Below are 12,993 nucleotides of genomic sequence, written 5' to 3'. Positions count from 1 at the left end.
AAGATATCGTCAGAGTATGGCTATTGCGCCTTGAACTTGGTTTTATCCAACTGATGTTTTTTTAGTTTGTCGTACAAGGTTTTGCGTGATACCTGTAATTCTAGTTGAACCTCTTTGAGTCTGCCTCGGTGTCTTTGTAGTGCATCGAATAATAAGCAATATTCAAAGTATTCTGTGCGCTGAGTCATACTCTGAATTTCGATACTTTTTTCACTGTTCCAATCTTCCATTCGGAAGGTATCTGGCTTGAGTGCGCGAAGTTCTGCAAATTGGCGCAGCTGCTTAATATTCTCTGGCCATTCTAAATCGGTCAGATGTTTGACTTCTTCTAAGCTAATGTGTGGCGGTTGAAGCTGATAACGGCTCGCTGCGTGGCGTACAAAGTGCTTATATAAAGGTCCAATGTCTTCTTTTCTTTCATCGAGTGTCGGCAAGTGAATTAGAGTAGCTAGGGCTCTTATAGACGGATCAACTTGGGTTGTCGCACCAAAAACACGCTCAAGTTTCGGGTGGTTAAACAAGCATTGCCATTGTTCATATAAGACATGCTCAGCACTATGTAAGTACAAGCTGCAATGGCTTTTTCCTTCAATCAAGCGATGTATGGCTTTATCGAGGGCTTCTAATGAAAGCTCATAGAGATCCTCACCAGAAGCGGCGATTAACTCGCTGTCTGGCGTTGCATGTATGTCGTGGGCAAATTGTGCGGCGAGCCGGCGACCTGTGCCATCTTGACCAACAAAAATGATCGGCTGGTTCGTTGGTGCGCTGATCAAAGCGCGACGAATGCTCACCATGGCTTTACTGTGACCAATCATTTTCGGACCAACATGAGTTTGCATGTCGAGCTCTTTTTTAAGCCAGATGTTTTCCTGCAATAGATTCAACTTATCACCAGCGTTATTGAGCGACTTCATAAGTTGTTCCGTTGAAAAAGGCTTTTCGAGAAAGTCGTACGCGCCGCTTTTCATCGCATCTACCGCGGTTTTCACATCTCCATGTCCGGTAAGTACGATAAATTGAAAGTGATCGTTTTTGCTTCGCAACGTTCGCATGAACTCCAATCCATCCATCACAGGCATATGGATATCGGTGATGATGATCGCTGGCGTATTTGGGTCGATAACGCGCAAGGCTTCCACGGCGTTTGGTAAGCAGGTGACGTCTATCCCTTCAATAAGCAGTGCTTGAGCGACGGCATCACGAATATGTGGTTCATCATCAACAAAGAAAACGGGATTATTCATGGTTGTTTTCCACTTCTAGGTTGCGTTGGTTTTGGATAGCGATTGGCAGCGTTACGATAAAGGTCATGCCTCCTGCTTGTTGTTCCGTGTTCTGATGTTTATAAGCACTGAGTGAACCGTGATAGCTTTCTAAAATGCGTTTGGAGATGGTCAAACCTAATCCTAAGCCCTCTGGCTTAGTCGTAAAAAATGGGTCAAAGACTTTTGCTAAGGCTTCGTCCGACATGCCGGGCCCGTTGTCGGAAACAAGAATGTCACAGCTGTCATCATGACACTGAACGGCAATAGATATTTGCGGATCAATGCAGTAGTTTTCCATCGCTTGTGCAGCATTATGGAAGAGATTGATCAGAACTTGCTCTAACTCAACGCTGTGAATTGCTAGCTTCACATTATAATCGATGGCTGGGACTTTTAATGTCACCCCTTGTTTAATGAGTTTGTTGCTCAAAATGCTGGTGGCAGTATGTACTGCGTCGTGCAGTACCGCGATTTCATTGTGTGAATCGTGCGTGGCTTTCCGAGTGAAGACTTTTAAGCGTGCGATCACTTCCGAAATGGTTTCATTGAGTGTCAGCATTTTGCCCAAGTTGTCGGCGACCATTGGGTATTTTTCCATTGCCAACAAACGCTGCGAGTTTTCGGTATAGGTTCTTAGTGCGGAAAGTGGCTGATTTATCTCATGATTAATACTGGCAGACAGCTCGCCCAACAGTGCCAATTTCGCGGCTTGGGTCAACTCTTGTTGAGTTTGTTTGAGTTCTTGCTGGCTTTGCTCATATTGGCGGATAGTCTGTTGTAGCTTTTGGTTGGCTTCACTCAGCACTAGTGTCCGTTGCACCACTTTTTCTTCTAGGCTCACATTAAGGTCGGCTAGGCGTGCCTTGTTCACGAGTGTTTGGAACCACGCCAACGCAATCAGCGCAATGAGCGCATATAGAATCAGGAAGACGATATCAGCCTGTAAAACGGCGGCAAGGACGGTGTTGTGGTTTATCAAGGCAACGACGCGAAATCCTTTATCCAATACATGTGTCGCGTATGCGAGGTAATTGGGTGAGAGGAGCAATTGATTATCAGCAAACTCGGTGACGCCACTTTGCGCGGTAAGCTCACCAAAATACTCTGGTAAGGTATCGCCATACTGACGCGTTTCGGTAAGCTCGTTTATCGCACTCGGTGACAGCGGGAAAAGTGCACGATAGCGCCAGTTAGGCAAATTGCTCATAAACACGACATTGTTTTTATCCGTGATGAGTACGTCCGTCGTGGTTTGCGAAAGACGCTGTTCTAACTGCTCCAAATTCACTTTTACCGTGATCACCCCAACGACCTCATCATTTACCCAAAGCGGAGATGAGAAGAAGTACCCACGTTTATTTGAACGAACGCCTAACCCGACATATTGAGCAGGTTCACCGCGTCGCGCATTTTTAAAATAGGGCCGATAGCTAAAGCTGGAACCAACAAACGTATCTTCTTGCTGAAAGTTACTTGAGGCAATGACTAAACCTGTGCGGTCATGAACGTAAATCGTATCGGCCAAACTTTGTTTCAACCAATCTGCTAACAATAGGTTGAGCTCGTGAGAGGACGCTCCGCGTTCTACTGCTTTGAGTAATCTCGGATCGTGACTTAATAGGTTTGGTATCTGTTCAAACTTTGCCAGCTCGTAGTCGACTTCTTGCGACACTTGCGCCGCTTGTCTCTCTAGCTTTTGTTGCCACTGATCATGTTGGTATTGAGTTGCGTAATGATGAGTAAGCGCAAGCCCTGAAATGCCAACGGCACACAGCAGCAGTAGAAAATGGCGTAGGGCTTTAGGGTTGAGTAAGTTCACGATCAGCTCACTGGTTTTTTGTGTCATGGTATCAAATGACACACTGTGATGCTGTGAGCGGCAACGATAACAAGCACAATGATGTCCTTGTATTTCCTCAGTATCGGGAGCACAATCGACAAAAACGAGTGAAGGAGTAAAGATGGAACTTGCTGATATTCGTCGTGAGTACACCAAAGGTGGGCTACGTCGTAAAGATTTGAAAGCTGATCCTATTGATCAATTTAATCTGTGGCTAGAGCAAGCAGTTGAAGCGGGTTTAACGGATCCGACTGCGATGACAGTTGCAACGGTTGATGAAAATGGCATGCCGTTTCAACGCATTGTTCTATTAAAAAACGTCGACAAAAATGGCTTTGTATTTTACACCAATCTAGGCAGTCGCAAGGCCCAGCAGCTTGAGCATAACAGCAATATTAGTTTGCACTTCCCTTGGCATCCGTTAGAGCGCCAGGTTCATATTACTGGTGTGGCAGAAAAGCTCACCGCCGTAGAAAATATGAAATACTTTACTTCTCGTCCAAAAGAGAGCCAATTAGCCGCAATCGCGAGCAAGCAAAGTAGCCGTATTTCTGCTCGAGGCGTATTAGAGGGTAAGTTTTTAGAGCTAAAACAGAAATTTGCGAAGGGTGAAATACCGGTTCCAACCTTCTGGGGTGGCTTTCGCGTAAAACCACAGAGTATTGAGTTTTGGCAGGGTGGTGAACACCGTCTTCATGATCGCTTTCTTTTCTCCCAACATGATGGAAGTTGGGACATTGACCGTCTAGCGCCATAAACTCTCTTGCCTCATGAATAAACAAACACCGCCCACTTGGGCGGTGTTTTTGTAGGTAGAAAGTGGCGCGAATTATCGCTCTCCATTCAACACTACCGATAATTGATGCTTAAGCAGCGTTTTGGGTACAACAGAGCCGTAGCCAGCTTCCATTGCTTTATCTATTAGTTCGTTCTTGCTGTTCGCTGCAAACTTATTACGTAAGCGTGCGACGTGACCTTCAACGGTTTTTGTTGATATGCCCATGACCTGAGAGATGAATTGTGGCTTCTTGCCATAGAGCAGGAGGAAAAGCGTTTCTTGCTCGCGACATGTGAGCTTCTCTGGTTTTGGTTGTAAATCAGAGAAACGAAAGATGGATTGCTGATTAGGGTTGGTGCTGATTGCACGACAAACCCAATACCCCACTTCAATCACGGCGGTGTCGGTGAGTTCTCTTCCGTAGAAAATGGTCCCTACGATGTTACCATTGTCATCTCGCCACGGTGTTTTAGTAAAGATATGCGCTCGCCAGCGGCCATCTGGATAAGGATGGATATCAAGAATTTTGAGTGACTCACCAGTTTCGATGACGTGTTTATCTTGGCGTTGAAATTCTTGTGCACATTCAGTGGTTGGGCTTGCCATCTCAAAATCAGTTTTACCGACGCACTCCTCGGGCGACGTGTGTCCCAACAGTTCTGCGTATTCCTGATTTACGTAGCGGAATACCGAATCTTTATCTTTGCATCCCCAACAACCTGGAAGCTGTTTAAGGAGGGATTGTTCTATGGTATCGACTGAAATATTCACAAAAGGACTCACTACATACTGCTTTTACCAATACAGAGACGTCCGTGTTGCGTTGTTAATATTGACATTGCCAAGTAGGCAGTCACGTTGCTAGAACACGTTCGTTGATTGGCGCTCAATCCAATTAAGTTCATGGTGTTCGATATTTTCGTCACACAGTGATAAACAACAACGAAATTGAACGAAGAATTTAATTGGGAAAATGGTCTGTTTCATTACAGATATGTGCGCTCACGGATGTCCGCCTGATGTTCGGCTTACAACTCGTATCGTCCTTGATCATGCTTCCTACAACTCAGTTGTAATTTAGTTGGCGTTCATATCACTCATCGAGAGGGAGAACGACGCCTAAGTCATATGAGAGGGACAGTGAGACGAAAGCTATAATATCAGCTTATGCCATTGTTTTCATTGTTGAGAAGCGAAAAAAAAGCCAGCCTGAAGACGGGCTGGCAACACAAGATATAATCTTGTCGACGTGTAGAAGAGGTTCTAAATTACCTAGCGAGGGTCTGCTAAGTAAGTTAGAGGTATCAATGAGATACCGAGAGCTTTAGATCGTATGCATCTTAAAGCTCGAGGACTAATGTATTGAATCAGAAGCATATTAGTAAGGGGGGAAATCCCTCTATGTTGATTTCAAGAGGTGGCTTTGATCTGTTTATGAGGCGATTTATCTATTTTGAACCGCAGTGTTCTACCAAATAACGGATTGTTCGGTAACAAGGATCTTTATATCTATTGGTTATGTATACGTAAGGTGCTTCTATCTATCCGTTTTTGTTAATAAAATTGGTTGCTCATTGACCGTAAGTTAACCTCGCATGATCATCGTTCCGGAACTATGATCATGTAAACGAACTTGATCATGCTGTTTTGATCTTGTGCGATTGAGTTGGGGAAAAGTTGCAACCCAACAAGGAAGGTATATGATGCCAAGACGTAAGCTGACCGTGTAAAGACGACTGTTTAAAATGAGTGATTCAGATAACCCCAAAGCCCTGCCATATCAAGAGATTATGCTGCCTAAGCCAGCAGAACTGATCACACTTCCGTCTTATATGGATTGCCATGATCATTCTTACACACAGATCGTGATTGGTTTAAAAGGACAAGCCGAATTTGAAGTGCGTGGACGAGGTAATTTTGTCGGTCCTGGCCAAGGTTGTGTGGTAACCGCATGCTCTGATCATGCTTTCGGTGGCGTTATTAATCAATCGGATATTTTGGTGTTGAATATGCCAAAACCGACAAATGATGATCCTGAAATGCTGCAGAAAATCAATAATCTGGAGAGAGACCATGTCTACTTTCAGTTAGACGGTCAAATTCAGAAGCTGATACAGATGTTGGTTCAGGAAATGCGAAACCATCCGGACGACCTGCTGTTAAGTCGCGCGTGCAACGATACCGTGATTGCATTAATGCAGCGCCATATCTCGGCATTTGAGACTAGCCGAAAAGAGTCACGCTTTGATTTGGAGGCGATTGATCGCTACATCGAGCAGCACCTTAGCCATAAGATCAGTGTGGCTCAGTTAGCGGGACGAGTGTTTCTTGGGGAAAGTCAGTTCCATTGCTTGTTTAAGGAGCAGATGGGGATTACACCTCATCAATATGTTCTCGGAAAGCGTATCGATATGGCTCGTGAATTAATCGAGCAAGGCCACCTTTCTTTAGGGCAAATTGCCGAATTTACTGGTTTCTCAAGCCAGAGTACGTTTACTCATACTTTTACTCGCTTACAGGGAATCTCGCCATCCCGTTATAAAAAACAAGTTGGATAACAACGCGTATTTTTAGGTCAAATTAGCAGCAATCAGAATAAAACCATGCAATATGTATGGTTTTTTGTGTTTTATTCACGTGACCTATCTCTCGTTTTGTTAAATTCTCTGTCCTTTGGTGTGACTGATATGCCACTTGATCCTACATTTTCTCTTAGAACGAACGCTTCACAAAAATCTTATTGATATTCTTGACATTTTGTTGTGATTGCAATGAAAAAATTAAAATTTACAACACAAAATATTACCTATTTGAATGTGACTATGTGGATGTTTTGTTATAAAAGCGAGTTTTTGGCAAAAATGTCGTAGTTTTTGACAAGTATTCTTATCGGCCTCAAAATACACTGCCAGCCATTGATAATCCTCGAAGCGGTTTTCGAGGAGTGAGATTGAGGAACACACATGTTTACAGCTACGAACGTGTTGACACCGGAATTTATCGGGCAGCCGCTTGATAAGTTGTGGTCACTGATCTCGCCATTGTATATGGTGGACGAGTCTCAATGGCTAGAGCAACTATTGCCACTAGCGACGCCGACAGAGGATGAAAAATCGGCGATCACTACCCAAACGACCCAACTTATCGAAGCCATTCGTGCCGATAAGAAGTCAATCCAGATGATTGATGCTTTATTGTTGGAATACAGCTTAGATACTCAAGAAGGTATCTTGCTGATGTGTCTTGCAGAAGCATTAATGCGCATCCCAGATGCCGCGACAGCAGATTCTTTGATTAAAGATAAGTTGAGCGTCGCAGACTGGAAATCTCACCTGAAAAACTCTGACTCTGTGTTTGTTAACGCATCAACATGGGGACTTATGCTAACAGGTAAAGTGGTTGGCCTTGGTGAGCAAGGCACCCAGAGCCCTGGTCAGGCTGTAAACCGTCTGGTAAATAAATTCTCTGAGCCTGTGATTCGTAAAGCCATGTATCAGGCAATGAAGATCATGGGTCACCAGTTTGTTCGTGGTCGTACGATCGAAGAAGCGCAAAAGAATGGTCGCCCAATGCGCGACAAAGGTTTCACCTACTCATTTGATATGTTAGGTGAGGCGGCGTTAACTACAGCGGACGCGAACAAGTACTTCAAAGATTACCTAATGGCGATCGAAGCGGTAGGTCGAGAGACTTACGGCAATGACACCAGTCCTGCGCCTTCGATTTCCATCAAGCTTTCTGCATTACACCCGCGCTACGAAGTCGCAAATGAAGAACGTGTAATGACAGAGTTGTATGACTCACTAATGCAGCTATTGAAACGTGCAATTGAAGTCGACGTTGCAATCACAATCGATGCAGAAGAAGCGGATCGCCTTGAGCTTTCTCTGAAGCTATTTGAGAAAGTGTACCGTAGCGATCTTGTGAAAGGTTGGGGCAAGTTTGGTTTGGTTATTCAAGCCTACTCAAAACGTGCTCTACCAGTCTTGGTGTGGCTAAACGCACTCGCAAAAGAGCAGGGTGACCTTATTCCGCTGCGTTTGGTTAAAGGCGCGTACTGGGACAGCGAAATCAAGTGGTCTCAACAAGCGGGTTACGCTAATTACCCGGTATACACTCGCAAAGAAGCGACGGACGTTGCGTACCTAGCTTGTGCTCGTTTCCTACTTAGCGAAGGTGTTCGCGGTAATATCTACCCGCAATTTGCAAGCCACAATGCCCACACGGTGACGGCAATCGCTGTTATGGCTGAGCACAAAGAGTACGAGTTCCAGCGTCTACATGGTATGGGTGACTCACTGTATAACCATGTTATGGAAATGTATGGTCAGCCAGTACGTATTTACGCTCCTGTCGGTAGCCATGCTGATCTTCTTCCGTACTTGGTTCGTCGTCTGCTTGAAAATGGCGCGAACAGCTCTTTTGTACATCGATTGGTTGATGCGCGTTGTCCGATTTACGAGTTGACTCATCACCCTGTTGATGTGTTGACGGGTTTTGACACGCTACACAACGACAAGATCCCATTACCTGCCGACATCTTCCCTGAGCGTAAGAACTCATACGGCGTCAACATTGATATCGACAGTGAGGCGAAGCCATTTGAAGCGCAGGTAGAAAGCTTCATGGACAATCAGTGGGTTGCAGGCCCGATGATCAATGGTGAGCGTTTTGCCGAAAGCATGATCAAGGAAAATGCGGCTGAGATCATCACCGCACCGTACGATCGCCGAATTGAAGTTGGCAAGGTGGCATTTGCAACTCTTGATCATGTTTCCGCTGCAATTGATGCGGCGCAAACCGCTTTCTCTGATTGGAAAGGCGTTCCTGTTGAGCAAAAAGCGGCTTGTTTAGAAAAGCTTGCTGACTTAATGGAAGAAAATCTGGCTGAGCTGGTGGCGATTTGTCACAAAGAAGCGGGCAAGACGATTCACGATAGTATTGATGAAGTTCGTGAAGCAGTAGATTTCTGTCGTTATTACGCGAAACAAGCGCAAAACCTACAGCCATTTGAGCTAGAAGGTTTTGACGGTGTGAAACGCATTTCTAGCCGTGAAGGTCTTGGTGTGTTTGTATGTATTAGCCCTTGGAACTTCCCGCTGGCTATCTTCCTTGGTCAGGTAACGGCAGCACTGATTGCGGGTAACACAGTGGTTGCCAAACCTGCTGAGCAAACAAGCTTAATTGCCGCTCGCGCTATTGAATTAATGCTTGATGCGGGTTTCCCTGCTGGTGTGATTCAGTTACTTACTGGTCGCGGCGCTGAGATCGGCCATGCACTGACTTCTCATGATGCCATTGCTGGTGTGGCATTCACTGGTTCAACGGCAACTGCGCAACGCATTAACGTCACGCTTGCGGAGCGCAGGGCGAAACCGGTTCCGTTTATTGCGGAAACAGGTGGTCAAAACGCAATGATCGTGGACAGTACGGCATTGCCAGAGCAGGTGGTGCGTGATGTGATTCGTTCGGCGTTTGCATCTGCCGGTCAGCGTTGTTCTGCCCTTCGTGTTCTATTTGTACAAGAAGATGTAGCAGACCGTATGATCAACCTGATTCAAGGTGCGATGAATGAACTGCATGTTGGTTTACCTTACCTACACAAAACGGATGTTGGTCCGGTTATCGACAGCAATGCAAAACAAAAACTCCTTGCTCACCTTGAGCAAATGAGCAAAACACAGACTAAAGTCGCTCAGCTACAGCTGGATGAATCGTGCCAGCATGGTGACTTTGTCTCACCAAGTGCGTTTGAAATCTCGGGCATCGATGTGCTGAAAGAAGAACAATTTGGTCCAATCTTGCACATTGTTCGCTTTAAAGCGTCTGAATTACCGAACGTGGTTGCGCAGATCAACAAGACGGGTTTTGGCTTGACGATGGGTATCCATAGCCGTAACGAAACCACGTACCGTTGGATTGAGAAACATGCTCGAGTAGGTAACTGCTACATCAACCGAGACCAAGTTGGTGCTGTGGTTGGTGTACAGCCGTTTGGTGGTCAAGGCTTGTCGGGTACTGGCCCGAAAGCTGGTGGTCCACACTACCTATTCCGCTTTACTCAACATCTTCTTGCTCAAGCAGAAAACGCATAAGGAGTCGCATTATGGTTCATCAGATCACCTATTTTAAAGATGCATTCTCTGCGTGGGAGCAGTGGAATCTGACTGATTTTGATTACAAATGCGAGCATGTTCTGGCATTTAAATCTGCATTAGAAGGGCAGCAGTCTACTGTTGCCAAAGTGGTTTCGTACCACTTGCAACAAGCATCAACTCTTCTTGCAGAAACTCACCAGTTAGTTGGCCCTACAGGGGAAACTAACGAACTGTATGCCGCAGGACGCGGTGTGGCTTTGGTGATTTGTGAAAACAACATCGAGCCTGCTGATAATGCGTTATACAGTGCTTTTGCAATGATCACCTGTGCCTTAATTGCAGGCAACAGCGTGGTCGTTTGCAGTGACAATGCAGAGCTAAACCAACTGGTTAAGCAAGCTGTAGCGTTGGCAAACTTCCCATCTAACTTAGTCCAGGTTGTTGCGTACGATGCGTCTGCCCCGTTGCTTGAGAGCGATGTACGTAGTGTGGGTTATGTTGGGCGTTCACAGGTTGAGCATGCGCTCAATCTTCAACTAGCTAAGCGTGACGGTGCAATCGTCGGCTTAGTTTCTGAAACGGATTTAGAGTCACCGAAATTGGCTCATGATCCTCATCTCTCGTTGCGCTTCATTACCGAGCGCACTCGAACGATAAATATTACCGCGGTGGGTGGTAACGCGACTCTACTCGAGTTGGGGAACGAAACTCACTAACCTGACTTGTGATACCAATCTGGAGTAACTGGACTGAGAGCCGGTCCAGATTGGTTTCTTATACTCTGATGTATTGCTGAGACGGTAAAATATCAGGGCAGGCAAGGAAGGAAATAATTATAACGAGGACTATCTAATGATAGAAAATAGCTTTGCTATCACGTCCACTTTTGTGGCGTATTTACTGATTATGGTTGCTATTGGCGTTTACGCGTATAAGAGGACTTCCAATTCATCTGATTACTTCCTAGGTGGCCGTAGCCTAGGTCCGTGGCCTGCTGCATTATCTGCAGGTGCTTCAGACATGAGTGGTTGGTTGCTGCTAGGCTTGCCTGGCTATGCGTACGCTGCGGGTATCGAGGCCTTCTGGTTAGCCGGCGGTCTACTTCTTGGTACATGGGCAAACTGGCTCATCAGTGCAAAACGCCTACGTACCTACAGTATCCAAACTGACGCGTTAACGTTGCCAGAGTTCCTGTCACGTCGCTTCAACGATAAGTCGAAACTGATCCAGACAATCTCTGCGTTTTTCATTCTTCTATTTTTCCTTTTCTACACCAGCTCAGGTTTGGTCGCAGGGGGCAAACTGTTTGAGACGGTATTCGGTCTAGATTACACCTACGCTGTTATTATCGGTACGGTGTGTGTCGTTTCTTACACACTATTCGGTGGTTTCCTTGCGGTATCTTGGACTGACTTAGTGCAAGGTCTGCTAATGGCCGCTGCGCTAATGATTGTTCCTGTTGCAGTAATGGACGGTGGTCTAGGTCAGCTAACTTCTGATCTGCATGACATCAACCCAGAACTTGCAACGCTATGGAATGACGCCAAAGGCGAACCACTGTCTGCGATTGCTATCATCTCTTTAGCGGCATGGGGTCTTGGTTACTTTGGTCAGCCACACATCCTAGCGCGTTTTAAAGCGTCTCGTTCAAACAAAGATCTAACGACTGCACGTCGTATCGCTGTGATTTGGACTGCACTATCTATGGTTGGTGCAATGCTTGTTGGTCTTGTTGGTCTGGTTTGGGTTACGGGTCATCCGGGCACTCAACTAGAAGATGGCGAGAAGATCTTCATGTTATTGGTTAACGCAGTATTCCACCCTGTCGTTGCGGGTATGTTGTTAGCAGCAATCCTAGCGGCGGTAATGAGTACAGCAGACTCACAGCTTCTTGTTTCATCTTCAGCGCTTGCAGAAGATTTCTACAAGCAAGTATTCAAGCCAGAAGCCTCTTCTGAAGAAATCGTAATGATTGGCCGTATCGGCGTTATCGTGATTTCGCTTGTTGCGCTATTCCTAGCAATGACACCAGATAGTTCAGTACTTGGTCTTGTTTCTTACGCTTGGGCTGGCTTCGGTGCTGCATTTGGTCCTGCGGTTGTACTTAGCCTTTACTGGAGCGGTATGAACCGTAACGGCGCACTAGCAGGTATCCTTGTTGGTGGTATCACTATCGTAGTTTGGAAGCAGCTAACTGGCGGTTGGTTTGATGTGTACGAAATCGTACCGGGCATCATCTTCTCTACGCTTGCTATCGTTGTTATCAGCAAAGCGACAGGTGGTGCAGCGCAAGACGTATTAGACCAACATCAATCGTACGAGAAGAAACTAGTTGAACTAGACTAATTACTTCCTTTTACGAACACAAAGCCCGCTTATACAGCGGGCTTTGTTTTATCTGAACTTAATAAACGTTAATGGTGATTGCTTGAGGCCAGATTTTCACGTCGCTTTATTCTTTGTGAGTGTGTTAGTCACGACGAACTTTGGCGTAAATGACGGTGTTACTCAGCTCGCCAGAAGACGCACGCCGAGCATTGCGTAGCTCACCTTCAAACTCATACCCACAGCGCTCAGCAACCGCACGACTTTTGCGGTTATTCGCATCGGCTAAAATCGCGATTCTTTTCGCGTCCAACGCTTCGAATGCATAGTTTTCAATCGCCGCTACCGCCTCAGAGATATAACCGTAGCCTACCGCGCGATCATCAAGCCAATAGCCAATCTCAAATGCCGGTATCTCTTGATCATGGATCATTAACCCAATGGCGCCGAGTAAACGATCGCTTTTCTTGTCGATTAGGTAGTAGCGCAACTCTTCTTCGAAGTTTTCAAAGTTTGCGATGGCTTTCTCTGTCCCTGCAATCATCGCTTCTAAAGTGAGCACGTGAGGTACCCATGGCAGGTAAACTTCAAGCGTTTTTTGGCTACGAACAACGGCCTGATGTGCTTCTTCTGCACGTTCCAAGCAAGCTGGGATGAGCTTTAAACGTTTGGTTTCCATGTCGA

9 protein-coding genes are annotated in these 12,993 nt (G+C 45.8%); 5 read left to right on the top strand and 4 right to left on the bottom strand.

Annotated elements, in window-relative coordinates; translation table 11 throughout:
* Positions 1-20: 20 nt before the first annotated feature.
* Together FR741_RS23410 and FR741_RS23405 are read right to left on the bottom strand one after the other, a co-directional pair.
* Positions 21-1,247 (bottom strand): sigma-54-dependent transcriptional regulator, encoded by a 1,227-nt coding sequence (locus tag FR741_RS23410; RefSeq protein ID WP_167427843.1) that lies wholly within the window; start codon positions 1,245-1,247, stop codon positions 21-23.
* A complete protein-coding gene (locus tag FR741_RS23405) occupies positions 1,240-3,114 on the bottom strand; it encodes a sensor histidine kinase (RefSeq protein ID WP_174856120.1) in 1,875 nt (624 codons plus the stop codon). The genes FR741_RS23410 and FR741_RS23405 overlap by 8 nt, the downstream gene beginning before the upstream one ends.
* A 115-nt stretch (positions 3,115-3,229) precedes the next feature.
* Between FR741_RS23405 and pdxH the strand changes: the two genes are divergently transcribed.
* On the top strand, positions 3,230-3,865 hold the full coding sequence (gene pdxH / locus FR741_RS23400; protein WP_005392142.1) for a pyridoxamine 5'-phosphate oxidase: 636 nt from the start codon (positions 3,230-3,232) through the stop codon (positions 3,863-3,865).
* A 72-nt stretch (positions 3,866-3,937) separates the two neighbouring features.
* Here the strand turns inward: pdxH and FR741_RS23395 are convergent, their stop codons facing one another.
* Positions 3,938-4,657: a helix-turn-helix transcriptional regulator gene (locus tag FR741_RS23395; protein ID WP_005392144.1), complete on the bottom strand. Its 720-nt coding sequence runs from the start codon at positions 4,655-4,657 to the stop codon at positions 3,938-3,940.
* Between the two features lie 974 nt (positions 4,658-5,631).
* Between FR741_RS23395 and FR741_RS23390 the strand changes: the two genes are divergently transcribed.
* From FR741_RS23390 to putP, 4 genes are all read left to right on the top strand, one after another.
* Positions 5,632-6,444 (top strand): AraC family transcriptional regulator, encoded by an 813-nt coding sequence (locus FR741_RS23390; RefSeq protein ID WP_167427841.1) that lies wholly within the window; start codon positions 5,632-5,634, stop codon positions 6,442-6,444.
* Positions 6,445-6,849: 405 nt separating this feature from the next.
* Positions 6,850-9,981, top strand: coding sequence for a bifunctional proline dehydrogenase/L-glutamate gamma-semialdehyde dehydrogenase PutA (gene putA, locus FR741_RS23385; protein ID WP_053808194.1), 3,132 nt, complete (start codon positions 6,850-6,852; stop codon positions 9,979-9,981).
* A gap of 11 nt (positions 9,982-9,992) precedes the next feature.
* A complete protein-coding gene (locus FR741_RS23380) occupies positions 9,993-10,700 on the top strand; it encodes a 1-pyrroline-5-carboxylate dehydrogenase (RefSeq protein WP_006740880.1) in 708 nt (235 codons plus the stop codon).
* Positions 10,701-10,836: 136 nt separating this feature from the next.
* Entirely contained in the window at positions 10,837-12,330 is a 1,494-nt protein-coding gene (gene putP / locus FR741_RS23375; protein WP_005392162.1) for a sodium/proline symporter PutP, read from the top strand.
* Between the two features lie 124 nt (positions 12,331-12,454).
* Here the strand turns inward: putP and FR741_RS23370 are convergent, their stop codons facing one another.
* The gene (locus FR741_RS23370; protein WP_167427840.1) at positions 12,455-12,988 is read right to left on the bottom strand and encodes a GNAT family N-acetyltransferase; all 534 of its coding nucleotides are present in this window, start codon (positions 12,986-12,988) and stop codon (positions 12,455-12,457) included.
* Positions 12,989-12,993 lie beyond the last annotated feature (5 nt).

It is taken from the genome of Vibrio diabolicus, from assembly GCF_011801455.1.
GTDB lineage: Bacteria > Pseudomonadota > Gammaproteobacteria > Enterobacterales > Vibrionaceae > Vibrio > Vibrio diabolicus.
Note: the sequence above shows the minus strand (reverse complement) of the source record. Positions and strands in the feature narration are given on the sequence as shown.

Bases quoted from the DNA above. Each gene is read 5' to 3' on its own strand.
- FR741_RS23390 (WP_167427841.1), top strand. From the start codon at position 5,632: ATGAGTGATTCAGATAACCCCAAAGCCCTGCCATATCAAGAGATTATG.
- FR741_RS23370 (WP_167427840.1), bottom strand. From the start codon at position 12,988: ATGGAAACCAAACGTTTAAAGCTCATCCCAGCTTGCTTGGAACGTGCA.
- FR741_RS23410 (WP_167427843.1), bottom strand. From the start codon at position 1,247: ATGAATAATCCCGTTTTCTTTGTTGATGATGAACCACATATTCGTGAT.
- FR741_RS23405 (WP_174856120.1), bottom strand. From the start codon at position 3,114: ATGACACAAAAAACCAGTGAGCTGATCGTGAACTTACTCAACCCTAAA.
- pdxH (WP_005392142.1), top strand. From the start codon at position 3,230: ATGGAACTTGCTGATATTCGTCGTGAGTACACCAAAGGTGGGCTACGT.
- putA (WP_053808194.1), top strand. From the start codon at position 6,850: ATGTTTACAGCTACGAACGTGTTGACACCGGAATTTATCGGGCAGCCG.
- putP (WP_005392162.1), top strand. From the start codon at position 10,837: ATGATAGAAAATAGCTTTGCTATCACGTCCACTTTTGTGGCGTATTTA.
- FR741_RS23380 (WP_006740880.1), top strand. From the start codon at position 9,993: ATGGTTCATCAGATCACCTATTTTAAAGATGCATTCTCTGCGTGGGAG.